Genomic DNA, 24,144 nt, shown 5'->3' on the forward strand with positions numbered 1-24,144 from the left:
ATGTACCTCATTCCTGCGGGATGCATCGCCTTCATCCTCTTCTTTACCGTCTTCGGTGACAAGGGGTTGCTGCGCATCTATGAACTCCGGCAGGACAAAGAGAAAATAGATGCGCGCCTCACTACCACACGTGAAGAAAACGAAAAACTGAAGCACGACATTCACGCCCTCAAAACGGACCGACGCTATATAGAAAGCATTGCACGCAAAGATCTCGGGCTCGTGCGCAGCAACGAAGTCATCTATCAGTTTGCCCAGGAGAAAAAGTAGAAAGGCTCTACCATGCCACGACAACGCTGTGCCGTCTGCGCCTGGCGCGAGAACTGCTCCAAAAAATTCTGCGTAAGTGACGGTGGGGCGCGTTGCCCCGACTTCTCACGCGACATCAGCATTAAAGACGCTGATGAGGATGCAGACACACCGAACACTCTCAAGGAATCCCCTAAAACATGATGCGTCAAAGAATTGCTTTACTTGTTGAAACCGCCCTGCGTACAGCGCATACCTCTGCCGAATTTGTTACCGATCCACTTCCTTCCATCATAATCGGAACACCAGCCAATCAGGAACACGGGGATTTTTCCTGCAACATTGCCATGCAGATGGCAAAGGGCGAGCGCAAGGCTCCGCGCCAGGTTGCAGAGACAATTATCCGCTACTTGGGAAATGGTAATGGGCTGCTACTGAAAACCGAGATCGCCGGGCCTGGTTTCATTAATTTTTTCATCTCTCCTTCCGCCTGGCAAGGCGCTCTCCTTGAAATAGAATCCGCCGGAACAGATTTCGGACGTACCACCACCGGTGCAGGAAAGAAAATACAGGTTGAATTTGTCAGTGCGAATCCCACCGGTCCCCTGCATATCGGCCATGGACGTGGAGCGGCTATCGGCGACACCATATGCCGACTGCTTGGCGCTACCGGGTGGGATGTCACCCGCGAGTTTTACTATAACGATGCAGGACAGCAGATCACCAATCTGGCACTTTCCGTTCAGGCACGTTGCCTGGGGATTGAACCAGACGATTCAAGCTGGCCGACTGATGGCTATCAGGGGGAGTACATCAAAGATGTTGCGCGCTCCTATCTGGCAAAGGAAACTGTGCATGCCGATGACCGGCATGTTGAAGCCCTGGGAGATCCACACAATCTGGATGCTGTTCGCGAGTTTGCAGTTGCTTGCCTGCGCCGGGAACAAGACCTGGACCTCAAAGCTTTTGATGTGCATTTTGATGTCTTCACTCTCGAATCCGAACTATATCGGAGAGGAGACGTTGATGCAGTGGTCAAATCTCTTGCCGAAAACGGTTACACCTACGAGCAGGATGGCGCTCTCTGGCTGCGAACCACCGAGTTCGGTGATGACAAAGATCGTGTGATGCGCAAAACCGATGGCGGCTATACCTACTTTGTTCCCGATATCGCCTACCACCTCAACAAATGGAAGCGCGGATTCACCAGGGTCATTAACGAGCAAGGCTCAGACCATCACAGCACTATCACCCGTGTCCGTGCGGGGCTCCAAGCGCTTAAATGCGATATTCCGCAAGGGTGGCCTGAGTATGTTCTGCACCAGATGGTTACGGTCCTCCGTGCAGGCGAAGAAGTTAAAATCTCCAAGCGGGCCGGCAGCTACGTGACATTGCGGGACCTGATCGATGAAGTCGGCAGGGATGCGACCCGTTTTTTCTTCATCATGCGTAAACCTGACTCACAGCTTGTCTTTGACATCGATCTGGCCAAAGAACAGTCCCCGGACAACCCGGTCTATTACGTACAATACGCCCACGCACGCATTTGCAGCATCTTCGAAAACGCTGCCGAAAAAGGACACGTCGCACCGCTGCAGCCGCGCCCTGAGCAGGTAGCCGCACTTACTACCCCCGAAGAGTTGCAATTGATCAAGCTTCTGGCAGCACTGCCGGACACAGTTGCAGACGCTGCCCAGCAATTCGAGCCCCATCGGCTTACGTATTATCTGACCGAACTGGCTGGCTGCTTCCACAGCTTTTACAACAAAAATCGCGTCATCGGCGAAGATGCAGCGCTTACCAGCGCACGCCTCTATCTTCTTGCACGTACTGCCCAGATTTTGAAGAATGCCCTTACAATTTTGGGGATATCAGCACCCGAAAGAATGTGATTCAACTAAAGGCCACACAATGAGCCGCGCTTGATTTGAAAGTTTAACGGAGTTCCCAATGCGGATTGATTATAGTGAGCCAAAACAGTCCTACGTAGCCGGACAGAATAAACCCCGACCCCGAAAAGAGTCAGTTGCCCTGATGACAACCGTGGTCATCGTCACCGGCATTATCATGTTTATTGCCGGATTCGGCACCGGCTGGTTCTTTTCTCACAGGGCGGCAATAAAGTCATTCCAGGCCGCCACCTCACAGACAAGTTTGGAAAACAGCCCCAAACAAGTAGCGGAAAAACCTACACTCGTTCCGCAACCGCAAACCCCGGTGCCCCCTCAAAAAACCGCTGCAGACACATCTACTTCGGCCCCACAGACAGCACCACAGCCGCCGCCTGAGCCAGCCCTTAGTTTTTACAAGACTCTACCCAGCGGGCAGAAAAACACCGCCCTTGGTAGTGGCATCAATAGCGAAACAAAAACAAAACAGCCGCTTCAGGCAGCCATTCCGTCCAATGTTGCCCGACAGTCGGCAGTTGAATCGTCACAATCGACTGCAGACAGGCCTGCTCCGCCCTCCCCTGACAAACCTGCTGCAAAGCTGACCGACACAAAATACACAGTGCAGCTCGCTTCATTCAGTTTGAGATCAGAAGCGGAAGTACTGAAAAACAAGTTAGCCGGCAAGGGATATAACGCGTTCATCAATGAGTCAAATCAGGGAGACAAAGGAATCTGGTATCGAGTCAGAGTCGGCAAAAAACTGGAGTCAGAAGCAGCCAAGGAACTTGCAGGCAAACTGGGAAAGGGTGCTATCGTCATCCCAGACTGAACTATAGAAAAAAATATAACCTTATGAATTTTTAGTTTGACACCACCAGATCCATTTGCTATAAACATGTTTCACATTGACGCGGGGTGGAGCAGTCTGGTAGCTCGTCGGGCTCATAACCCGAAGGTCACAGGTTCAAATCCTGTCCCCGCAACCAATAAATTCAAGGACTCAGGCCTAATAGCTTGAGTCCTTTTTTTGTTTTCTGACGAAGCCTTTTACACTATGTTTCTGACCACAGCTCTCTTTCTCCAATCAAAAAGGAAGTCCATATGAGTTTAGAGGCATTATGTCTGGTGGTGACTGGCGCACTTATGCATGCGGCTTGGAATTTATTTGCAAAAAAGGCTTCGGGAGGGGTGCCATTTGTATGGCTTTTCGGACTGGTGAGTCTGGTGTGTGCTATTCCGGTCGGGCTATTCACCTGGTTTCATACGCCACAGGCTCTCGATATCAAGATATGTGCAGTGATTATGGCTAGTGCAGTCGTGCATGTGCTGTATTCGGTCGTTCTCCAAAAGGGTTACCAGAAAAGCGACTTCTCCATCGTATATCCCTTGGCACGCGGCACAGGCCCATTATTTTCGATCATTGCCGCTGTGCTGTTTTTAGGAGAAATGCCGACAACACTGGGATGGTTCGGCATAGCATCAATTGTTTTCGGGATACTACTTATTACCGGCATCCCTCAACTTTTTCGCAATACGCATGATCATCTATCAGAAGGCATGCTGTGGGGAACCATGACCGGTGTTTCCATTGCTGCCTATACGATTATCGACGGATACTCGATAAAGGTACTGGGGGTTTCTCCCATACTGTATTACGTCAGTGGACTGGCACTGCGTACCATATTACTTGCCCCAGGTGCACTACGTTCCCGGCACCTGCTTAAAGACCAATGGTCACAAAATCGGCGTTACATCATTGCCGTTGGAATTCTCTCTCCCTGCGCTTACATGCTGATTTTATACGCAATTCAGCAAGCCCCATTAAGTTATGTTGCTCCGGTGCGTGAACTTTCGATGTTGTTTGGAGTTTTCATTGGCGCGAGGCTGCTGCGTGAGCAATATGTGTTTTCCAGGATATTCGGCACTGCTTTGATGGTGTTGGGTGTCATCATGTTGATAAGAGCCTGAACCGTGTGAAGAGCAGTTTTTCCCCACCGTAATTACCACTCCCTACTTGATCAGTTTCTTTCGCATAACTTGACTCACATCAAAACCGCTGTTCGCTTAAAATGCTATTCAATAAGGATACCGGCAATAAAGGCATACTGTAATGCCAGAGATATGTGAGATCCAGGTCACAGTAGTGTTGGCGGGGGATTGCTAGAATAGCTATTCATCTCTCCACTCCCTGGTGGCACCGGGTATATCGCAATCCTACAAAAAGCAAAAACTAAAAGAGGTAAATCATATGCATAATCTGTTGAAGAACATTCCGGCACTGCGCCGGACTGTTCAGTGTTGCTTTCTGATATGGGTCATCGGTATTGGCATCCGCTTCGGTATGTTTGTCCATGCCGTTGAAAACGGTACTGTACCGCTGGTCTCGCGGCCGCCTGGAGTCGAGGGATTCCTGCCGATTGGAGCACTCACCAGCCTCAAATACTGGCTTTCCACCGGCATCATTCATCCAGTTCACCCTGCGGCACTGATCATCTTCCTGGCCATTCTACTGATGAGCCTGCTGGCCAAAAAGTCTTTCTGCTCCTGGCTTTGCCCGGTAGGCACTCTCTCGGAAATCACCCACAACGGAGGACGTCGGCTCTTCGGCCGCAATTTCCGCATCTGGCGCTGGCTCGATTATGCCCTGCGCGGACTCAAATACCTGCTGCTGGCTCTGTTTATCAAACTGATCCTCCTGGACATGCCCACTGAAGCATTGGCCGGATTTATGAATGCACCTTACTGGGCGGTCAGCGACATCAAGATGCTGCATTTCTTTACCAGTATGTCCATGACAGCCATGCTGATCCTGGCCCTCCTGACAGGACTGTCACTGGTGTATAAAAATTTCTGGTGCCGTTATCTTTGCCCCTATGGCGCTCTTCTGGGCCTGGCAAGCCTGTTCAGCCCATTCAAGATCCGGCGCAATGAAACCGGCTGCACTGACTGCCGGAGTTGCAGCTCAGCATGCCCTTCCGCATTGCCGGTTCACTCCCGCCATACGGTACATTCAGTCGAATGCACCGGCTGCCTCACCTGTGTCGCCCGTTGTCCCAAGGAGGGTGTCCTTCAGATGCAACTGCCCCTCTGGAAACAGTCGTTGCCGGTCTGGCTGTTTCCAGTTGTGGCGCTGTTGATCTTCGCCGCAGTGATTGGAGTCGGCATGGCTGGCCATCACTGGCACAGCTCCCTCACACTGGCTGACTACCAGCATCTAATCCCCATGCTTCCGAACCTGAGTCATTGATTCCGAGGTTTCTTGCCGAAGTACACTGGCCAAACCAGTTCAGCTCATTTTTGTTTGAATTGCTGATTTAATCTTATAAAATTCTGTTACGGGTATTGTGCTGAAAAGCAAATACCCGTATTATGTCCGGCCGCAGACAATTTACCCAGGTAAGCAGGAAGGAATCCAATATGAGCAAAGTTCTGATTATCGGAGCCGGTGGTGTTGGGCAGGTCGTTACCCACAAGTGTGCCCAGAGACGTGACATTTTCAGCGAGATCACCTTGGCCTCCCGCACCAAATCCAAATGCGATGCCATTGCTGCACAGATTTCCACCCCAATCAATACTGCCCAGGTAAATGCCGATAATGTGCCTGAACTGGTAAACCTGATCAAACAGATTGGACCAAAACTGGTGATCAATGTTGCCCTCCCCTACCAGGACCTGACCATCATGGATGCCTGTCTTGAAACCGGTGTCGATTATCTTGATACCGCCAACTACGAACCTCTGGACACAGCCAAATTCGAATATTCATGGCAGTGGGCTTATCAGGAGCGCTTCAAGGAAAAAGGGTTGATGGCCTTGCTCGGTTCCGGTTTCGATCCGGGCGTGACCAATGTATATACCGCCCTGGCTGCAAAAAAATATCTGGATGTGGTGGAAGAACTCGATATCATCGATGCCAATGCCGGCAGCCATGGCCAGCCCTTTGCGACCAACTTCAACCCCGAGATCAACATCCGCGAGGTAACCGCCACCTGCCGTCACTGGGAAAACGGTCAGTGGGTGGAATCCGCGCCGCTCTCCACCAAGCACTCCTTCGATTTTCCGGAAGGAATCGGCCCGATGAACATTTACCGTCTCTATCACGAAGAGATGGAGTCGCTGGTCAAACATATCCCGACAATCAAGAAGGCCCAGTTCTGGATGACCTTTTCCGACAACTACCTCAAACACCTCGAGGTACTGCAGAATGTCGGCATGACCCGCATTGACGAAGTTGAATTCATTGGCCAGAAGATAGTGCCCATTCAGTTCCTGAAGGCCTTGCTGCCCGATCCAGGCTCTCTTGGTCCGCTAACAAAGGGAAAAACCTGCATTGGCGTTATCGCCCGCGGAACAAAGGATGGCCAGAAAAAGCAGGTCTACATCTACAACATCTGTGACCATGAGGCCTGCTACAGGGAAGTTAAATCCCAGGCAATCAGTTACACCACCGGTGTACCTGCCGTGGTGGGAGCCATCATGATGCTCTCCGGCAAGTGGCATGAAGCCGGAGTTTTCAACATGGAACAGTTTGATCCGGAACTGTTTCTGGAGGTCCTGGGACCAATGGGCCTTCCGACAGTAGTCGTTGACGGCGGCGAATGGCCCAAGCTGTAGTTCGCCGCGCGAATAGGCTGAGATTTTCGTTCGCTCCGCTCACCGGTTGAGGTTGAGCGATCGAACATTCCCGACCTAACCTTAACCTTAACCTTAACCTTAACCTGACCTCTATGACCGGTATTGATATTCCCAAAATCCTTAAGCTTGCCCCCTCCCCTGCTTATGTGGTGGACTTGGGACGGCTGCGCCATAACCTTGCCATTTTGGATGAGGTGCAAAAGCGCAGCGGGGCCAAGATCCTGATGGCACTGAAGGCTTTCTCCATGTGGTCGGTCTTCCCGATCATCCGGGAAACGCTTCACGGAGTCTGCGCCAGTTCCCCCTGGGAAGCGCGTCTGGGACGGGAAGAGTTTGGCCGCGAAGTGCACAGCTTCGCCGCTGCCTTCAAGGAAAGCGATATAGTTGAACTGCTCGGCTTGTCCAATCACCTGGTGTTCAACTCCTTCAACCAGCTGGAACGCTTTCGCCCCCTGTGGGAGAAAGAGGCGGGCCGGGTTTCAATCGGGCTGCGCATCAATCCCGAGCATACCGAAGGACACACTCCCATCTATGACCCCTGCGCCCCCTGCTCAAGACTCGGCATCCCCCGGGCCGAGTTCGAAGGAAGGTCCCTGAGCGGAGTCGAGGGACTGCACTTCCATACCCTCTGTGAACACCTCTTCGAACCCTTGGCACGCACAGCTCAGGTCTTTGAGGAAAAATTCGGTGAATTTCTACCCGGCATGAAATGGATCAACTTTGGAGGAGGCCACCACATCACCCGCGAGGGATACGATCTTGACGGGTTGGTGGATCTGATACGGTATTTCCGACAGAAGTATGACGTGGAAGTCTATCTGGAACCGGGTGAGGCCATTGCCATTGGCACCGGCGTTCTGGTGGGGGAAGTGATGGACGTGGTGCATAATCAGATGGACATTGCTATTCTCGATGTCTCGGCCACCTGCCACATGCCTGACATCCTGGAAATGCCATACCGCCCAGGAATCACCGGCGGCTTTGATGCCGGTGAGAAATCCCATACCTACCGTCTTGGCGGCCCTTCGTGTCTGGCTGGTGACATCATCGGCGACTGGTCTTTCGAGAACCCTTTAAAACCAGGTGATCGTCTTGCATTCGAAGACATGGCCCACTACACGATGGTTAAAACCACCACTTTCAACGGCATTCAGCACCCGGCCATCTGTACCTTTGAACCGGAAACCGGTCTGCTGGAGGTCAAACGCAGCTTCGGATACACGGACTTCAGAGACAAGCTTTCCTGACAAATGTGCTGCAAACTAATTCAAACAAGGTGATATATGGGAATTAAAACACGCATCTGGATGACCGGCAGTCTGGACTGGTTCGGTTATATCGGCGAAGAGGAAATGTTCCTCGGCCACCGCTCTTTCCCCAACCCTCCGGAAGAGGGTGATGAATGGACCACTGAAGTTGGTGATATGTTCAAGATCATTGACGGCGAAATTACGCTGGTCGGCAAGACCACCCCACCACAGAAATACTGGTAGCTGCGCAGGGGCTCTGGCCCCTGCCGCTCTGCTATCGCCATTCCATGACCCTCCTGCCATCCCAAATTATCGAAGTTGCCGTTCCGCTCCCCATTGAGAGGACCTTTCACTATCTGGTTCCTTCCCGGCTTTCCGAGGCGACCGCACCCGGCAAGCGCGTGCTGGTTCCTTTTGGCAATCGCCGTCTTACCGCCTATGTTCTTGCTATAGTAGAGACTGCAGACACTACAAAATTGAAGGAGATTCTCGACGTTCTGGATGATGAAGAACTCTGGACTAAGAAGGAGCTCGAGTTTTTCCGCTGGATAGCCAGCTACTACATGCATCCCCTTGGTGAAGTGCTCAGGACGGCGCTGCCGGCAGGAATTAATCTGCAGACCCGCAAAAGCCAGGGCAATGAAGACGAGCTGAGCGGTGGCCGTTCCGTTCGCCACGAAACCTGGTTCCGTGCCGGAAACGGCACGGAACCACAGCGTACGCTAGGCACCAAGGCCGCTGCCCTGCTTGAGTTTCTCCGTCAGGATGGGGTGAATTCTGCAGCGGAGTTGCGCCGCCGCTTTGGACAGTGTACTCCACAGCTTAAACGCCTTGAGGAGTTGGGACTGGTGGAACGGGAACAGCGGGAAGTATACCGCGACCCCTTTCGCAATGAGGCATCCGTACGGGATATACCGCGCGTGCTCAACCAGCATCAACAAACTGCCTTTGTGCAGATCAGTTCCAGCCTGGACCGGCACGAATTTTCTCCCTTCCTGCTGCACGGAGTTACCGGCAGCGGCAAGACCGAAGTCTATCTGCAGGCCATTGCTCATGCCTTGGAGCAGGGGCGCAACGCCTTAGTGCTGGTGCCGGAGATATCATTGACTCCCCAGCTTGTGTACCGGTTCAGGGCTCGTTTCGGTGGAGGGATCGCCATCCTGCACAGCGGGCTGTCCGATGGAGAGCGCTACGACGAATGGCGCCGTATCCGGCGCGGCCTGGTGCGCATTGTGATCGGCGCACGCTCGGCCATCTTCGCTCCCCTGGAGCAGATCGGTATCATCGTGGTTGATGAAGAGCACGAAGCATCCTTCAAACAGGCGGACAACCTGCGCTACAACGCTCGAGATCTGGCCCTGGTGCGGGGGCAGCTTGAAGGAACCACGGTGGTGCTTGGATCAGCCACTCCACTGGTGACTACTCTTTACGCTGTTGAACAGGGCCGCCTGGGACTGCTGGAGTTGCCGACTCGTGCCGGGGGCAGCCGGTTACCAGTAGTCGAAACCATTGCAATGCAGGGAATTAAAAGCACCATCTCTCCCCAGCTGCATCAGTCACTAGTCGAAACTGTTGCGGAAGGGGGACAGGCTATCATTTTCCTCAACCGACGCGGGTTTGCCACCTTCCTCGTCTGCGGCGAGTGTAGCCAGCCCCTGACCTGCCCCAACTGTTCGGTCACCCTCACCTATCATCGCCAGCGCCGCCAGAGCGTCTGCCACTACTGCGACTATGCCGTACCTGCGCCAGGCACCTGCCCTTCCTGCGGCGCGCTGGAACTGAAAGAGCTGGGAGCCGGAACGGAGCGGGTCGAGCATGATCTGGTAGAGCTGCTGCCCCAGGCACGCATCCTGCGCATGGATAGCGACACCACCTCCGGAAAGGGCAGCCATAATCGTCTGCTGTCCCGCATGGCCGATGGCTCTGCGGACATACTGATTGGCACTCAGATGATCACCAAGGGACACGATTTTCCCGGCGTGACCCTGGTCGGTGTAATCAGCGCCGAAGCGAGTCTGAATATGCCTGACTTCAGAAGCTCGGAAAGGACATTCCAGGTGCTGTCCCAGGTTTTTGGAAGGGCCGGAAGAGGCGATGCCCCGGGTCGGGTGCTGCTGCAGGCGCTCAATCCCACTCACTATGCCATCCAGTGCGCCATCAATCACGATGGTGCCGGTTTTTATCAACAGGAGCTGGAGTTTCGCCGCGAAACCGGCTACCCCCCCTTCGCTTTTCTTGCTGCCATCGGCATCTCAGGTACCTCGGAACAGAATGTTGGACAACGTTCTGAAGTGACAACCGCCCTACTGCTGCAGCTCAAGAATAAGCTGAAACTGAGGATCGAAATACTCGGTCCTGCGCCAGCACCGCTCTACCGTTTGCGCGGCCGTTTCCGTCGCCAGATCCTGCTCAAGGCTCATTCCCGCAACGATTTACGTCGGTTGATTACTGACTGGCTTTCCCACCGCACTCCACCAGCAGCCATCCGCGAGATGATCGACATTGACCCGGTCGACATGATGTGATTCCCTTTATTTGGTTGGGTAACCCGGAAGCAAGTTCTTTTACCGGAAATCACAGTTCCTTGCTGAATGAGGTAGATGTGGCATTTTTTCCCAGCGCATTTTTTGCGAATTCTCTTTTTCATGGTATACTTGCCTAGTTTTTTAACAACCCAGGAGTCTGTCGGGCTTAGGAAATCGTAGCGAAAATTAGGCTGGGCGAGGACAGATTTAGACGATTTTGCAGGTCAATAGTTGTTCTATTGACCAAGAAAGCGGCTGAATATGGTCCGTCCAGACGAATTTGCAGTAGATTTATCCTACGTCCGACAGACTCCCTAGCAGGTTGTGCTCTCCGACAGGAACAACATGAACAGCAGCCCCGCCAAAACTCACATCAAAGTGCTCTATGTTGAGGACGAAACAACCACGCGCGAACAATTAGGCCGAATGATCAGCCTTAAAGGCTTTCAATTGATCACGGCTGAAAACGGCAAAGTTGGTTTGGAACTGTACCGCAATAACTCCATCGACATCGTTTTAACCGATATAATGATGCCGATTATGACGGGACTTGAGCTTGCCCGTGAAATCCGCAAGGAAGATCCAAACGCTCAAATCATCGTTCTGACTGCATATAATGATAACGATTTTCTGCTGGATGCCATTGATATAGGCATAACCCAGTTTGTACTCAAGCCGGTCCAGCTGGACAAGCTCTTTGCAGCAATGGAAAAAAGCAAAGAAAACATCCTTCTGCACCGTCTGCTCAAAGAACAGCATGATCACATCCGCATGCTTTCCGACGCGCTGGAGCAGAGCCCGAGCATTACCATGATCACTGACACCCAAGGGAACATTGAATATGTCAACAAAAAGTTCTGCGAGGTAACAGGCTATACCACTCACGAAATACTCGGCGTCAATGCCCGCATCCTGTCAGGGCAGACGCCTGTCAGCACCTATACTGAGCTTTGGGATACAATTCGGAACGGAAAAGAATGGCACGGCACACTTTATAATCGCCGTAAAGATGGCACCCTGTATTGGGAATACTGCGGCATAACCCCCTTCAATCTGCCTGACGGAACAGGGTCAAAGTATATAAAAACAGCTGAAGATGTTACCGAGCGACGCAGACTTGAAGCAGAGATCCTGCAGGCCAGACATCTTCAATCCCTGGGCGTTCTGGCAGGTGGCCTGGCCCATGATTTCAATAATCTTCTTCAGATTATTCTGGGGAGCATATCCCTTGCAAAAATGAAGTCCGAGCCGGAAAGCACTGTACATGGAATACTCGACATGGCAGAAAAAAGCTCCGAAGAGGCACGCGCCCTCGGCCGGAGACTGCTTGAACTGACCAGGGAAGGAGATTCCACCCGGCATGCCCTCTCGCTGGCGCCACTCATCACAGCAGGCCTGGATGAAGCTCTTGACGGAACCACTATTATTCAGGAATTGAACCTACCCCAAGACCTGCCTAAGTTGGCCCTGAACGGACACCAGATCCAGCATGTTTTTTATCACCTGGCCCTTAACGCCCGTGAGTCAATGCCTGAAGGGGGTACACTTCGCGTCAGCGCCGAACCATTTATCGTCCCTCAAGCCACAGATCTCCCACTTCAGCCCGGCCGTTATGTGCACATTGTCTTCAGCGATACCGGGCGGGGTATTCCCAATGATCAGCTTGACAAGATCTTTGACCCCTATTTCAGTACCAAAGCCATGGGCTGCCGGAAGGGACAAGGGCTTGGGCTCTCCATCTGCCACGCTGTCGTTCTCCACCATGGCGGGTCAATCACAGTCAAAACAAACCCCGGAGAGGGGACAACTTTTCACCTATGGCTTCCGATAGCCGGAACAGAGACAACATGACCGAACCAGTACTACAAGGTGAACATCTCCGAGTTCCACGCAGCAAAACACAAGAGGTTGGGAAATGGCTACCATCAGTAGTTTTTTTAACCGGATTCTGTATCTCGCTGATTCTGTGGATGCAGGAAAGAGGAGCGGCAATCCGGGAACTTCATGATGGTTTAGGCTTGGATTCTCGTCTGAACATGATCGGTGCCATTGCTCTGGGAGGTATGATCCTGAGCCTGATGCTGGCACTGTTCACCTGGCAGATGACAACCAGCAGGGCTCGTGCATTGGAGATGGCGCGGGCAATGAATCATGAACTGATCGAGAGCGAGACCCGTTATCGCCAAATGTTTGAAGGCAATTCATCCATAACTTATCTGCTTGATCCGGCTGATGGCAAAATTATTGATGCCAATGAAGCAGCTGCTGCTTTCTGGGGTTACAGCCTCGAAGAACTACGCTCCCTGTGCATCACGGATATAAATACTGCTTCTCTGGAGATGCTTCAGAATACCTGGAAAAACATATCCAGCCGCGGGAACTACATCAACGAATGGCGCCACACTCTAAAAAGCGGGGAGATCCGGGATGTAGAAGTATTTGGAGGTCCATTGACCTTTCAGGACAAGCCTCTACTCTTCTTTATTGCCCATGACATTACCGAACGCAAGCAGGCCGAACAGGCACTGGCAATGAAACAGCGGCAGCTTGAGGAACTAAATGCTTCTTTGGAAGAGCGGGTTAATAACACGGTTGATGAACTGAGACGTAAAGACAAGATCCTTATTCAGCAAAACCGGCAAGCTGCCATGGGAGAAATGATCAACAACATCGCCCACCAGTGGCGGCAACCGCTCAACAGCCTGGGCCTGGTCATCCAGAATACCCATTTCGAATTTGATGCCGGACTGTTAACACCCGAGCAGATGGATCTCGACATGAAACTTGGAATGGAATTGATCCAGTTCATGTCACAGACAATTGATGATTTCAGGACTTTTTTCAGGGAAGACAAAGAGATAAAACGCTTCTGCATTGCAGAGAGCATCAGTCGCGCGGTTACTTTACTTGAGGGAAGTCTGATGACTCACGGCATAAGAATTATCAGGAATCAACAAGAGGACCTGTTGATTGACGGCTATCCTAATGAATACGCCCAGGCATTACTCAACCTGTTGATCAATGCACGCGATGCTCTGATGGAGCGGCAGGTGGAACAACCTGAAATCAGCCTGACAGTTGGGCGCGAAGAGGAATACGCGGTGGTTACCATCACCGACAACGCAGGCGGCATCCCTATCGAATTAATTGAACGCATCTTTGATCCCTACTTCACTACCAAAGAACAGAATACCGGAACCGGGATCGGCCTCTACATGTCAAAGATGATCATCGAGAAGCATATGGGGGGAAGTCTGAACGTAACCAACTTGGAAGGGGGTGCGCAATTCAGGATCAGAAACCGGCTACCTGAAGGCTTTGCCTGAAATCCGCCGCTTTGGCCAAACAACCCTCTGTTCCCATAAAAAAAGCCCGTTCAATTCCTTTGAACGGGCTAAGTTATTTCGGATGTTTCCTACCTCTGGTTAGGCCTCGCTCTGCGCTTTGAGCGCTTCCATCTGATAATGGGCACGCAATGCTTCTGTAATTTCATTGATGTCACCGGCCATAATAGAATCCAGCCTGTAAAGCGTTAACCCGATACGGTGATCGGTCATACGTCCTTGGGGATAGTTATAGGTACGGATGCGCTCTGAACGGTCGCCGGAGCCGACCTGCTGCTTGCGATCAGCAGCCAGCTTGGCATTCTGTTCCTGCAGAAGGGTATCCATGATGCGCGTCTTTAGAACCTTCATGGCTTTAGCGCGGTTCTTGATCTGACTGCGCTCTTCCTGGCAGGCTACTACCGTGCCGGTGGGGAGATGTGTAATTCGAACTGCGGAGTCTGTAGTATTGACATGCTGTCCTCCAGCGCCTGAAGAGCGATAAACATCAATTTTCAGGTCTGCTGGATTGATGTCTATATCCACATCCTCAGCCTCGGCCATGATTGCCACGGTGCAGGCGCTGGTATGAATCCGACCTTGGGCCTCGGTCTCTGGTACACGCTGCACGCGATGTGTACCCGATTCATATTTCATCTTGGCGTAGACACCCTCGCCTTCAACAGAGGCAATGATTTCCTTGAAACCGCCACGCTCCGATTCCGAAGCTGAAATAGTTTCCACCTTCCAGCGATTAAGGTCTGCAAAACGGGAGTACATGCGGAACAAGTCGCCAGCGAACAGGGCAGATTCGTCGCCACCGGTTCCGGCACGGACTTCGAGGATGATGCTCTTGCTGTCGTTGGGATCCTTGGGAAGCAAAAGCAGCTGAATTTCAGCTTCCAGCTTTTCCTGCTCGCTCCCCAGATTCTGCAATTCCTCCTCGGCCATTTCCTTCATATCCGGGTCGGACAGTAGTTCACGGTTTTCGGTGATCTCTTCCATAACTTTGCGCCAGCGACGATAGGCTGCCACCAGTTCGGAAAGATCGCTATGTTCTCGGGAAAGTTTGCGGAATTCCGGCTGATTGGAAATCACGGAGGGATCAGACAAGAGCGCCTCTACCTCCTGATAGCGCCGCTCAAGTTCTTCAATTTTGTCAAACATTTCAAAACCTCAAGTCATAGAAAGAGCGCAAAGTTCTTTGCGCTCAGAGAATTTAAACTAGACTACCAGCCGGTCATCTGCATACCCGGCATTAACATCAAGCGCTTCATTAAGGGAACGGATAGCCACCTCAAGCTGGGCATCGTCAGGCTCGCCTGTGGTAAGGCGCTGCAGGGCCAGTCCAGGGGCTATTATCATTTTTACAAGCGGGTTGTTATCGTGTTTGGCGCTCCACTTGAGTAACTCATAAGAGATTCCGGCAATCAGGGGCAGCAGCACCACCCGTGAACCGGCTTTGAGATAGAAGGGCCACAACTTGGGAATCAGGGAAAATACTGCAATGCTCACCAGCATAACAATCAGAAGAAAACTGGTGCCGCAACGCGGATGCAGACGACTGTAGCGACGGACATTTTCAACTGACAGCTCTTCGCCCGCTTCAAAAGCGAAAATGGATTTATGTTCTGCACCGTGGTACTGGAACACGCGCTTGATATCCTCCATGCGCGATATAGTCCAGATGTACAGTAAAAAAACAATGACACGGATGACACCATCTACCAGGTTGAAGACTATGTTGTGGTCGCTGATAATGGCAAGCTGCGTCAGCCATTTGGTTGCATACAGCGGCAACACGAAAAACAGGCCGATACCGAAAATAAAGGCTGTTGCCATGGTGCCGGCCATTGCCCATGACGAAAGTTCTTCGCCGCCACCCTTCTCTTTTTCTTCTTCAACCATGGCCTCATTGGCTGAAAAATTAAGAGCCTTGATGCCGATGACCAGAGACTGGATCAGGGCCACTGCTCCCCTGACGATAGGCAGTTTGACGACCGGAAAGCGTTCTGACAACGGTGCAACCATCTCACGTCGCACAACGATTTCGCCATTGGGCCTGCGAACAGCAATTGCCACTGAACGCGGGGCACGCATCATCACACCCTCAATTACTGCCTGACCGCCCACATTTATTTTTTCCATATATTCCCTTTTAGCACGTTACAAAACAACGATCGGCTCTGCTATTCCAATGCCTTGAAATATTCTCGTACTTCCTGGGTCTGTCCGCAGCAAAACTGCCCCTCCGGACAGGAACTGCCCACACAGCCCGGTCCGGCTTCCTGAAAAATAATAGGGGCTACTTTTTTCACCAACCGCAGCATCTCTATGCTCATTTCCCGAATTTCCCACTGAGCGCGCTGACAGCAACGAAGAGCAAAAAAATGCAGCAGCTCCCTGGCATTCATGGTCATGATGATTTTGGTCTCTGTCGCATTCGGCAGGATATAACGGGCATCTTCAGCTGGAATACCCATATCCACAAGCTGCGCGTAGGCTTTGTGAACCGTTTCGGACATGAAAGCGAATATCTGCCGTGCTTCACTGTTTTCAGCAATGCTGTCCGGCATGATGGAAGTAAATTCTTCTTTGTGGGAGACGTAGCGCTGGGACTGCTGGGAAAACGAGGCAATACGGTGCCTCACAAGCTGGTGCGTCGTTACGCGGGAGATACCTTCAATCCCGAAAGTAAAGGAAGCATGTTCCAGCACCGAGTGGTGCCCAAGAGACATGATCTTGTCGAGAAATGATTCAATACTTGAAGCATCCAGTTGCTCACGCAACCGGTTGATTGATGCCGGCGAATAGCAGAGTCGCGCCGCAAGAGCAATGGTTCTTTCCGGTTCCGGTGTATGCTGAAGAAGTTCTACGTTCATTGATTCATTCCATGATTACTTTTGTTCAGAACATGAAAAGGGGGTTTGTCTGCTGACAAAACCCCCCCTTGCGCAGTGAACCGATGTCCGGCTATGCTTGACCGTAACGCTTCTTGAACCTTTCGACGCGACCTGCGGTGTCAATCAGCTTCTGTTTGCCGGTGAAAAATGGATGGCATGCGGAACAGATCTCAGTGTTGATTTCCTGGCGGGTTGAACGAGTCTGGAACGTGTTGCCACACAGGCATTTCACGGTCACTTCATTGTACAGGGGGTGGATTCCTTCTTTCATTTTCTTCCTCCTTCATATCTCGCCGCATAGTGAGCGAATGCTTTTACAAAGTTTGATCGTAGCGAGAAGCATGTTTTTTTGCAACATTTTTTTCCAGGCGCTACCGATGAACGATTGGCTACTTGCTCATGGAATCCAGAAATTCCTGATTGGTTTTTGTTTCAGAAAGCTTGTCCAGCAGGAATTCCATGCTGTCCACTACATTCATTGGATGGATAACTTTTCGCAGAATCCAGATGCGGTTGAGTGACGTCTTGTCGATAAGCAGTTCTTCCTTGCGTGTGCCCGATTTATTGATATCTATCGCCGGGAACGTACGCTTCTCCACCAGCTTTCTGTCGAGATGGAGCTCCATGTTGCCGGTGCCTTTGAACTCTTCGAAAATGACATCATCCATCTTACTGCCGGTATCAACAAGGGCAGTAGCAATGATGGTCAACGAGCCGCCCTCCTCGATATTGCGTGCAGCCCCGAAAAAACGCTTGGGCTTGTGCAGTGCATTGGAGTCCACACCACCGGACAGAATTTTGCCGGATGGAGGGATGACGGTATTATAGGCTCGGGCCAGACGAGTTATGGAATCCAGCAGGATCACCACATCGCGTTTGTGCTCAACAAGGCGCTTGGCTTTCTCTATTACCATCTCTGCAACCTGGACGTGGCGAGTGGCAGGTTCATCAAAGGTCGAGGAGACAACTTCTCCTCTTACAGAACGCTGCATGTCAGTCACTTCTTCCGGACGTTCGTCGATCAGTAGAACAATGAGATACACTTCGGGATGGTTTGCTGCTATGGAGTTGGCAATATTCTGGATCAGCATGGTCTTGCCGGTCCGAGGCGGAGCCACGATCAATCCGCGCTGACCCTTGCCGATCGGAACAACCATCTCGACAACCCGCATGGGAAGATTGTCAGCGCCCGTTTCCAGCTTGAGTTTTTCCTCAGGATATAGCGGAGTCAGGTTGTCAAAGAGAATTTTTTCGCGGGCAACTTCAGGTGACTCAAAGTTTACAGACTCTACCTTAAGCAACGCAAAGTAACGCTCGCCTTCCTTGGGCGGGCGGATCTGACCAGAAACGGTATCACCGGTACGCAGGTTAAAGCGTCGGATCTGACTGGGTGATACATAGATATCGTCAGGTCCCGGCAGATAGTTGTAATCAGTAGCACGCAGAAAACCGAATCCATCCTGCAGCGTCTCCAGCACCCCTTCGCCAAAGATCATCCCGTTTTGCTCTGTCTGGGCATTAAGTATGGCAAAAATAAGATCCTGCTTACGCAGGCTTGACGCTCCCTCAATATTGAGTTCACGGGCAATGGCATTGAGTTCGTTAATCTTTTTGCCTTTTAATTCCTGTAGGTTCATCGGTTCTCCTGCCTGTTCATGAAACATGTGTCATGTGGCTGCAAAAATGGAAGGTATATTGCGTGGTTAATATTGAGGTGTTATTGACTGCTCCTCAAAGAGGCGCCGGTGAAGGGAATAAATGCCTTGGCGGCATGTTCGACAGTGGTCATTGATTGCAATCGGAGATCGTATAAAAAATGAAGGTTAGCAGAGGTCGTTATGTTGCCTTGTTGAGGTTCGGTAACCGTACATTTATTATCTCGGGCTTGTCAATAATAAAATAACACGAATTCGCCGTTATTCCACCAACCTCGCTTTTATTTATTGACGTATGTCAACAGGCTATATAAAAACTTTCAATCCCATTCAAGCAGCGCCAGCAGCCAGACTACTTGAACTACTTGATGACAAGGTCACCATAACCCTGGCGTTCTTATATAATCCCATTCTTGACCACACCAGCCGGAACTGCTAGTTTATATCCCTTTTCTGCAAAACTCCCCCATTGGAGGACTACATTGTTGACTTTCCAGGATCTTATCCTCTCCCTGCAGAGCTACTGGGCCAAGCAGGGATGCGTCATCCAGCAGCCCTACGACACCGAGAAGGGCGCTGGAACCTTCAATCCAGCTACATTTCTGCGTGTACTTGGTCCCGAACCATGGAATGTTGCCTACGTGGAGCCATCCCGCCGACCCACTGACGGACGCTACGGTGAAAACCCGAACCGACTGCAGCACTACTACCAGTTCCAGGTAATCATGAAGCCATCACCCCAGAACATTCTGGATCTTTATCTGGATTCCCTGCGGGCTTTCGGTATTGACCCCAAGATGCACGACATCCGTTTTGTTGAGGATGATTGGGAGTCCCCCACGCTCGGCGCCTGGGGCCTGGGCTGGGAGGTCTGGCTGGACGGCATGGAGATCACACAGTTCACCTATTTCCAGCAGGCTGGCGGCATCGACCTGAAGCCGGTTTCCTCCGAAATAACCTACGGCTGTGAACGTATCGCCATGTATCTCCAGGGTGTAGACAATGTTTATGACCTGGAGTGGGTCAAGGGGATCAAATACGGAGATATCCACCATGAAAGCGAGGTGGAGTTTTCGAAATACAATTTTGAAGAGGCTGATGTCGAGATGCTGCTGCAGCTTTTTACCATGTATGAGAAAGAGTGTTTGCGTCTTGCCGATAAACAGCTGGTTCTGCCGGCGTATGATTGTGTCATGAAATGTTCCCACACCTTCAACCTGCTGGATGCCCGCGGTGCCATCTCGGTCACCGAGCGCGCCTCCTACATTGGCCGGGTGCGCAATGTGGCACGAATCTGCGCAGAAGGATATCTGCGGATGCGTGAGCGACTGGGCTTTCCACTGCTGAAAGGAGGTGCCCTCTGATGAAAACCAAAGAACTGTTCCTCGAAATAGGCACTGAAGAAATTCCCGCCGGCTTCATACCACGTGCCCTGGCCGAAATGGAGGCCATCATCGTACGGGAATTGGTCAACGCCCGCCTCAGCTTCGGTAAGGTCAGGACTCTCGCTACTCCGCGCCGCCTGGTACTGGTTGTTGATGAGATACCGGCTGTACAGCCGGATGCGGAAATCACCGCCACCGGTCCATCAAGAAAAGCCGCCTACGACAGTGAAGGCAAACCGACCAAGGCTGCCGAGGGATTTGCGCGCGGACAGGGTGTAGAGACATCTGCTCTCAAGATTATTACCACGGAAAAGGGCGAATATATCTCCGTCACAAAGCAGGAAAAAGGACGGCCGACCTTTGATCTGCTGGCAGAAATCCTGCCTGGCCTGATTTCCGGCATTCCTTTTAGAAAATCAATGCGCTGGGGTGATCTTGATGTACGTTTCGCTCGCCCCATACACTGGATTGTGGCTTTGTTTGACGGCGCTGTTGTACCTTTTTCCTTCGGTAACATCAACAGCGGCACGGTATCCCGCGGCCACCGTTTCATGGCAAATACCACCTTTCCTGTACGTGATTTTTCCCACTATCAGGAGGAATGCGAACGGCATTTCGTGATTCCTGACCCGGAACGACGCAAGGAAATCATCCGTCGTGAAACCCACCGGGTTGCAGTTGCTGCGGGGGGACACTTGCTGCCGGATGAGGAATTGCTCGACCAGGTAACCTATCTGGTGGAATTCCCCAGCGCTGTTCATGGAACTTTTTCAAAAGAGTTCCTGAAGGTGCCTAAAGAAGTCCTGATCACCTCCATGCGCAGCCATCAGCGATACTTCTCCATTGTTGACGCTAATGGCACACTGATGCCCGGTTTTATCACGATCAACAACACCCTCTCCGAAGACCCTTCCATAGTGGTCAAGGGGAATGAACGGGTTCTGCGTGCACGTCTTTCCGACGCCCGTTTTTTTTACGAAGAAGACCAGAAAATAAAGCTTGATGAACGGGTCGAAGCCCTTAAAAAAGTGGTGTACCAGCAAAAGCTGGGCACCTCCTTTGAAAAAATGCAACGTTTTCAAGCCTTGGCTTCCGGGCTGGCAGAAAAACTCAACCCCTTGGTTACAGCCCAAACCGCGCGTGCTGCATGGTTATGCAAAGCGGATCTCGTTTCAGGAATGGTTGGAGAATTTCCTGAAGTGCAGGGGATAATGGGACGTGAGTATGCTCTTCTGGAAGGAGAAGACGCTGCCGTGGCAAATGCCATTGCCGAACACTACCTCCCTGCCCAGGCGGGCGGCAGCCTGCCCACGTCCGACATCGGCGCATTCGTATCCATCGCCGACAAACTCGACACAATCTGCGGCTGCTTCGGGGTGGGTCTTATTCCCACGGGTGCTGCTGATCCCTACGCCTTGCGTCGGGCCACCATCGGCATCATTGCCATAGTCCTGGATAAAGAGTACAGACTCTCGCTGACAGACTTGATCGACAAGGCGCTTGATCTGCTGACGGCCAAACTTTCCCGCCCCAAGCAACAGGTTGCTGCCGATGTACTGGAGTTTTTCCGCGGCCGCTTTGTCAATGTGGTCGCCGCCGAGTACGCATCAGATGCTGTTGAAGCAGCTATTGCCGCCGGTTTCAATGATCTGGTGGAGGTAAAGGCACGCATTGCGGCACTGTCTGAGTTCAAAAAACATCCTGATTTTGAGCCTCTGACCGTGGCATTCAAACGGGTAGGAAACATTATCAAGGAAGGTACTGACGCACCGGTGGACCCTGCCCTTTTCCAAGATCCGGCAGAAAACGGTCTCTACACTGCTTTTCAATCTGTCAAAAACGAGGTACAGGAAAAGACTGCCGAGGGTGCCTGGCTGGATGCGCTGACCCGTATCGCCACATTACGTGGACCGGTAGATACTTTTTTCGACAAAGTAATGGTCATGGCTGAGGATGAGCGAGTAAAGACCAACCGGCTGGCATTGCTGACTGCAATCGCCCGCATGTTCGGTCGCATAGCCGATTTCTCGCGAATCGCCTGACCTGTCTGGCCGGAGCTCTGAACAAAATGTGTCATTCTACAAGGAGATGCTTATGTCGTTCACAGGCCGCATCCTGGCGAGCAATGCAGTTATTCTCACTACTGCAATCGCTGCCATAACTGCTCTGAGTCCTGGAGATCACCTGCTGGTTTCACTGCTTGTCGGCGGAGCCATCCTGGCCTGCTCCTCGCTGGCACTCTGGCTACTCTGTCGCAAGGCCTTTGCACCGCTGACTGTTGTCGTCCAGGCACTGGAGAAGGCAGCTGCAGGGGATCTCTCTGTGCGTGCCGATGTTCACGACTCCGGAGAACTGGGTCGACTTGCCACTTCCTTCAACAAAATGATGAATGATATGAACCAGGCCATGCGTCAGTTTTTTTCAGTAGCAGACCTGGTGCGTGATTCGGTCGGCATGGTCCGCTCGACAACCGATGCCATGGCATCTGCAGCCGAAGACGTAGCAATGCAGGCCGGCACCATTGCCACGGCCAGTGAGGAAATGTCTGCCACATCGGGTGATATAGCACGCAACTGCCTCTATGCAGCCGAAAGCGCACAAAAAGCAAGCAGCCAGACCCATGCCGGTTCTGAACTTGCCCAAAACAGCTCCCGTCTCATGGAAAACATTGCCACGCGTGTCAATGAATCTGCATTGACTGTAGAAGGGCTCGGAAAACGCTCGGACCAGATTGGCGCTATTGTCAATACCATCCAGGACATTGCCGACCAGACCAACCTTCTGGCATTGAATGCCGCCATTGAAGCGGCCCGGGCCGGTGAACAGGGTCGCGGCTTTGCGGTAGTTGCCGATGAGGTGCGCGCTCTTGCCGAACGTACCACCAGGGCTACCAAAGAAATCAGTACAATGATAAAATCCATCCAGGCAGAGACTTTGGCCGCCGTTACATCCATGGGAGAAGGGGTTGACGAAGTTACACGCGGCACAGCCGAAACTGCCCGCTCAGGAGAAGCCCTGGAAGACATTCTGGAAAAGATCAACGAGCTTTCGATGCAGATCAGCCAGGTAGCCACAGCTGCAGAGGAACAGACTGCCACCACCCACGAAATAACCAATAACATCCAGATGATCACAGATGTAGTAAACCGAAACGTGGATAATGCACGCAGCACCACTGAGGCAACCATAATGCTTGCCACCCAGGTGGACGATCTGCATCAGCTGGTCGGCAAATTCAAGCTTGCCAAGGCTCTTGAGTGGGACAGCAGCTTTGTCATGGGCATCAATTCAATCGATACTCAGCACCGCAAACTTTTCGACATGGTTAATGATCTTCATGACGCCATGCAGCAGAAACGAAGCAAGGAGGCGGTCGGACAGATACTGGGACGCCTGATAGAATACACCGCATCACATTTTGCCACAGAAGAGGATGCCTTCCGCACCACACGCTATCCTGATGAAACCGCACATAAACAGGAACATGCCAAACTGGTGGAACAGGTACTTCAACTGCAGGGAAAATTCAATGCCGGCGAGGCGGTGCTCACACAAAGTGTCATCGAGTTCCTACAAGGCTGGCTGATTAACCACATAAAGGGAACTGACAAGCGTTACGCCCCTCACCTGATAAAGAATGGTATCCGCTAATGATTGCAATCATAGATTACGGCATGGGCAACCTCTGCTCCGTTCAGAAAGGCTTTGAAAAGATCGGAGCCAAAGCTGTCATCACAGCAGACCCTCAGGCTGTGCTTGAAGCTGACAGAATTGTTCTTCCTGGTGTAGGCGCCTTCCGGGACTGCATGCACAACCTTGAAGAAGGGGGTTTTGTTGAACCGATCCTTCGCGTTATCGCAGAGGGACGGCCGTTTCTGGGAGTGTGCGTTGGTATGCAACTGCTCTTTACCGACAGTGTCGAATTCGGACTCTACCAGGGACTGAATGTGATTCCCGGGCATGTACTCCGTTTCCCCGATGGTGTACGGGAGCAGGACGAAATCCTGAAAGTCCCCCATATGGGCTGGAACCAGCTTCACGTTACCCATAGACCTCCTGCCTTTGACGGCATCAAAGAGGGCACCAACGTCTACTTCGTCCATTCCTACTACGTCAAGCCGGAAGATGAATCCGTAATCGCCGCCACCACCAGCTATGGCATTGATTTCTGTTCTGCTGTCTGGAAGGACAATGTTGTGGCAACACAGTTTCATCCGGAAAAATCCCAGGACGCAGGATTGCGGATACTGAAAAATTTCGCAGAAATTCACTGAGCCACCAAGTACACAAAGAGCTGCAAAGGAATTTCATCCGGAACATTCCTTGG

Annotated in this window: 21 protein-coding genes and 1 tRNA gene; 17 read left to right on the forward strand and 5 right to left on the reverse strand. The window is 51.9% G+C overall.

The features are described 5' to 3' along the window. The 13 genes from KJB30_RS05385 to KJB30_RS05445 all read left to right on the forward strand — a co-directional run bounded on the left by KJB30_RS05385 (position 1) and on the right by KJB30_RS05445 (position 13,877). Positions 1-270 (forward strand): FtsB family cell division protein, encoded by a 270-nt coding sequence (locus tag KJB30_RS05385; protein WP_214296919.1) that lies wholly within the window; start codon positions 1-3, stop codon positions 268-270. A 12-nt stretch (positions 271-282) separates the two neighbouring features. After that, positions 283-453, forward strand: coding sequence for a hypothetical protein (locus KJB30_RS05390; protein ID WP_214296920.1), 171 nt, complete (start codon positions 283-285; stop codon positions 451-453). Beyond that, positions 453-2,141 carry an arginine--tRNA ligase gene (gene argS, locus KJB30_RS05395; RefSeq protein ID WP_367618935.1) on the forward strand — a complete coding sequence of 563 codons (1,689 nt, stop codon included), beginning with the start codon at positions 453-455 and terminating at the stop codon, positions 2,139-2,141. The genes KJB30_RS05390 and argS overlap by 1 nt, the downstream gene beginning before the upstream one ends. A 58-nt stretch (positions 2,142-2,199) precedes the next feature. Next, positions 2,200-2,970 carry an SPOR domain-containing protein gene (locus KJB30_RS05400; protein WP_214296922.1) on the forward strand — a complete coding sequence of 257 codons (771 nt, stop codon included), beginning with the start codon at positions 2,200-2,202 and terminating at the stop codon, positions 2,968-2,970. Positions 2,971-3,050: 80 nt separating this feature from the next. After that, positions 3,051-3,127 (forward strand) — tRNA-Met (locus KJB30_RS05405). A gap of 115 nt (positions 3,128-3,242) precedes the next feature. Beyond that, positions 3,243-4,109: an EamA family transporter gene (locus KJB30_RS05410; protein ID WP_214296923.1), complete on the forward strand. Its 867-nt coding sequence runs from the start codon at positions 3,243-3,245 to the stop codon at positions 4,107-4,109. Positions 4,110-4,389: 280 nt separating this feature from the next. Then, complete coding sequence (locus KJB30_RS05415; RefSeq protein WP_214296924.1) at positions 4,390-5,388, forward strand: 4Fe-4S binding protein; 999 nt, start codon at positions 4,390-4,392, stop codon at positions 5,386-5,388. Positions 5,389-5,558: 170 nt separating this feature from the next. Then, positions 5,559-6,755 (forward strand): saccharopine dehydrogenase family protein, encoded by a 1,197-nt coding sequence (locus tag KJB30_RS05420; protein ID WP_214296925.1) that lies wholly within the window; start codon positions 5,559-5,561, stop codon positions 6,753-6,755. A 113-nt stretch (positions 6,756-6,868) separates the two neighbouring features. Further along, complete coding sequence (gene nspC / locus KJB30_RS05425; protein ID WP_214296926.1) at positions 6,869-8,023, forward strand: carboxynorspermidine decarboxylase; 1,155 nt, start codon at positions 6,869-6,871, stop codon at positions 8,021-8,023. Between the two features lie 36 nt (positions 8,024-8,059). Then, entirely contained in the window at positions 8,060-8,269 is a 210-nt protein-coding gene (locus KJB30_RS05430; RefSeq protein ID WP_214296927.1) for a hypothetical protein, read from the forward strand. 44 nt (positions 8,270-8,313) lie between these two features. After that, a complete protein-coding gene (gene priA / locus KJB30_RS05435) occupies positions 8,314-10,551 on the forward strand; it encodes a replication restart helicase PriA (RefSeq protein ID WP_214296928.1) in 2,238 nt (745 codons plus the stop codon). Between the two features lie 345 nt (positions 10,552-10,896). Further along, positions 10,897-12,402 carry a response regulator gene (locus KJB30_RS05440; RefSeq protein WP_214296929.1) on the forward strand — a complete coding sequence of 502 codons (1,506 nt, stop codon included), beginning with the start codon at positions 10,897-10,899 and terminating at the stop codon, positions 12,400-12,402. Then, on the forward strand, positions 12,399-13,877 hold the full coding sequence (locus KJB30_RS05445; RefSeq protein WP_214296930.1) for a PAS domain-containing sensor histidine kinase: 1,479 nt from the start codon (positions 12,399-12,401) through the stop codon (positions 13,875-13,877). The genes KJB30_RS05440 and KJB30_RS05445 overlap by 4 nt, the downstream gene beginning before the upstream one ends. Positions 13,878-13,976: 99 nt before the next feature. Here KJB30_RS05445 and prfA read toward each other — a convergent pair whose 3' ends face one another. The 5 genes from prfA to rho form a co-directional block, all read right to left on the reverse strand. Next, positions 13,977-15,041: a peptide chain release factor 1 gene (gene prfA / locus KJB30_RS05450; protein WP_214296931.1), complete on the reverse strand. Its 1,065-nt coding sequence runs from the start codon at positions 15,039-15,041 to the stop codon at positions 13,977-13,979. A 57-nt stretch (positions 15,042-15,098) separates the two neighbouring features. Next, positions 15,099-16,022, reverse strand: coding sequence for a DUF1385 domain-containing protein (locus KJB30_RS05455; protein WP_214296932.1), 924 nt, complete (start codon positions 16,020-16,022; stop codon positions 15,099-15,101). Between the two features lie 41 nt (positions 16,023-16,063). Next, on the reverse strand, positions 16,064-16,756 hold the full coding sequence (thyX, locus tag KJB30_RS05460) for an FAD-dependent thymidylate synthase (RefSeq protein ID WP_214296933.1): 693 nt from the start codon (positions 16,754-16,756) through the stop codon (positions 16,064-16,066). Positions 16,757-16,847: 91 nt separating this feature from the next. After that, positions 16,848-17,048 carry a 50S ribosomal protein L31 gene (rpmE, locus tag KJB30_RS05465; protein WP_214296934.1) on the reverse strand — a complete coding sequence of 67 codons (201 nt, stop codon included), beginning with the start codon at positions 17,046-17,048 and terminating at the stop codon, positions 16,848-16,850. A gap of 118 nt (positions 17,049-17,166) precedes the next feature. Next, the gene (gene rho / locus KJB30_RS05470) at positions 17,167-18,414 is read right to left on the reverse strand and encodes a transcription termination factor Rho (RefSeq protein WP_214296935.1); all 1,248 of its coding nucleotides are present in this window, start codon (positions 18,412-18,414) and stop codon (positions 17,167-17,169) included. A gap of 503 nt (positions 18,415-18,917) precedes the next feature. On the opposite strand from rho, the gene glyQ reads away from it, so the two are divergent. Genes glyQ through hisH form a run of 4 tightly spaced genes read left to right on the forward strand, consistent with a single transcriptional unit; the run spans position 18,918 to position 24,091 of the window. Further along, a complete protein-coding gene (gene glyQ / locus KJB30_RS05475; protein WP_246545532.1) occupies positions 18,918-19,796 on the forward strand; it encodes a glycine--tRNA ligase subunit alpha in 879 nt (292 codons plus the stop codon). Further along, positions 19,796-21,859 carry a glycine--tRNA ligase subunit beta gene (gene glyS / locus KJB30_RS05480; RefSeq protein ID WP_214296937.1) on the forward strand — a complete coding sequence of 688 codons (2,064 nt, stop codon included), beginning with the start codon at positions 19,796-19,798 and terminating at the stop codon, positions 21,857-21,859. Before glyQ ends, glyS begins: the two co-directional genes overlap by 1 nt. A gap of 52 nt (positions 21,860-21,911) precedes the next feature. Beyond that, positions 21,912-23,468 (forward strand): bacteriohemerythrin, encoded by a 1,557-nt coding sequence (locus KJB30_RS05485; RefSeq protein ID WP_214296938.1) that lies wholly within the window; start codon positions 21,912-21,914, stop codon positions 23,466-23,468. After that, positions 23,468-24,091, forward strand: coding sequence for an imidazole glycerol phosphate synthase subunit HisH (gene hisH, locus KJB30_RS05490; protein ID WP_214296939.1), 624 nt, complete (start codon positions 23,468-23,470; stop codon positions 24,089-24,091). Before KJB30_RS05485 ends, hisH begins: the two co-directional genes overlap by 1 nt. The last annotated feature ends 53 nt before the right edge of the window (positions 24,092-24,144 follow it).

The organism is Pelotalea chapellei (genome assembly GCF_018531195.1).
GTDB lineage: Bacteria > Desulfobacterota > Desulfuromonadia > Geobacterales > Pseudopelobacteraceae > Pelotalea > Pelotalea chapellei.

Excerpts from the sequence above, each read along its gene's own strand:
- KJB30_RS05385 (WP_214296919.1), top strand. The coding sequence starts at position 1 with ATGTACCTCATTCCTGCGGGATGCATCGCCTTCATCCTCTTCTTTACC.
- KJB30_RS05390 (WP_214296920.1), top strand. The coding sequence starts at position 283 with ATGCCACGACAACGCTGTGCCGTCTGCGCCTGGCGCGAGAACTGCTCC.
- argS (WP_367618935.1), top strand. The coding sequence starts at position 453 with ATGCGTCAAAGAATTGCTTTACTTGTTGAAACCGCCCTGCGTACAGCG.
- KJB30_RS05400 (WP_214296922.1), top strand. The coding sequence starts at position 2,200 with ATGCGGATTGATTATAGTGAGCCAAAACAGTCCTACGTAGCCGGACAG.
- KJB30_RS05410 (WP_214296923.1), top strand. The coding sequence starts at position 3,243 with ATGAGTTTAGAGGCATTATGTCTGGTGGTGACTGGCGCACTTATGCAT.
- KJB30_RS05415 (WP_214296924.1), top strand. The coding sequence starts at position 4,390 with ATGCATAATCTGTTGAAGAACATTCCGGCACTGCGCCGGACTGTTCAG.
- KJB30_RS05420 (WP_214296925.1), top strand. The coding sequence starts at position 5,559 with ATGAGCAAAGTTCTGATTATCGGAGCCGGTGGTGTTGGGCAGGTCGTT.
- nspC (WP_214296926.1), top strand. The coding sequence starts at position 6,869 with ATGACCGGTATTGATATTCCCAAAATCCTTAAGCTTGCCCCCTCCCCT.
- KJB30_RS05430 (WP_214296927.1), top strand. The coding sequence starts at position 8,060 with ATGGGAATTAAAACACGCATCTGGATGACCGGCAGTCTGGACTGGTTC.
- priA (WP_214296928.1), top strand. The coding sequence starts at position 8,314 with ATGACCCTCCTGCCATCCCAAATTATCGAAGTTGCCGTTCCGCTCCCC.
- KJB30_RS05440 (WP_214296929.1), top strand. The coding sequence starts at position 10,897 with ATGAACAGCAGCCCCGCCAAAACTCACATCAAAGTGCTCTATGTTGAG.
- KJB30_RS05445 (WP_214296930.1), top strand. The coding sequence starts at position 12,399 with ATGACCGAACCAGTACTACAAGGTGAACATCTCCGAGTTCCACGCAGC.
- prfA (WP_214296931.1), bottom strand. The coding sequence starts at position 15,041 with ATGTTTGACAAAATTGAAGAACTTGAGCGGCGCTATCAGGAGGTAGAG.
- KJB30_RS05455 (WP_214296932.1), bottom strand. The coding sequence starts at position 16,022 with ATGGAAAAAATAAATGTGGGCGGTCAGGCAGTAATTGAGGGTGTGATG.
- thyX (WP_214296933.1), bottom strand. The coding sequence starts at position 16,756 with ATGAACGTAGAACTTCTTCAGCATACACCGGAACCGGAAAGAACCATT.
- rpmE (WP_214296934.1), bottom strand. The coding sequence starts at position 17,048 with ATGAAAGAAGGAATCCACCCCCTGTACAATGAAGTGACCGTGAAATGC.
- rho (WP_214296935.1), bottom strand. The coding sequence starts at position 18,414 with ATGAACCTACAGGAATTAAAAGGCAAAAAGATTAACGAACTCAATGCC.
- glyS (WP_214296937.1), top strand. The coding sequence starts at position 19,796 with ATGAAAACCAAAGAACTGTTCCTCGAAATAGGCACTGAAGAAATTCCC.
- KJB30_RS05485 (WP_214296938.1), top strand. The coding sequence starts at position 21,912 with ATGTCGTTCACAGGCCGCATCCTGGCGAGCAATGCAGTTATTCTCACT.
- hisH (WP_214296939.1), top strand. The coding sequence starts at position 23,468 with ATGATTGCAATCATAGATTACGGCATGGGCAACCTCTGCTCCGTTCAG.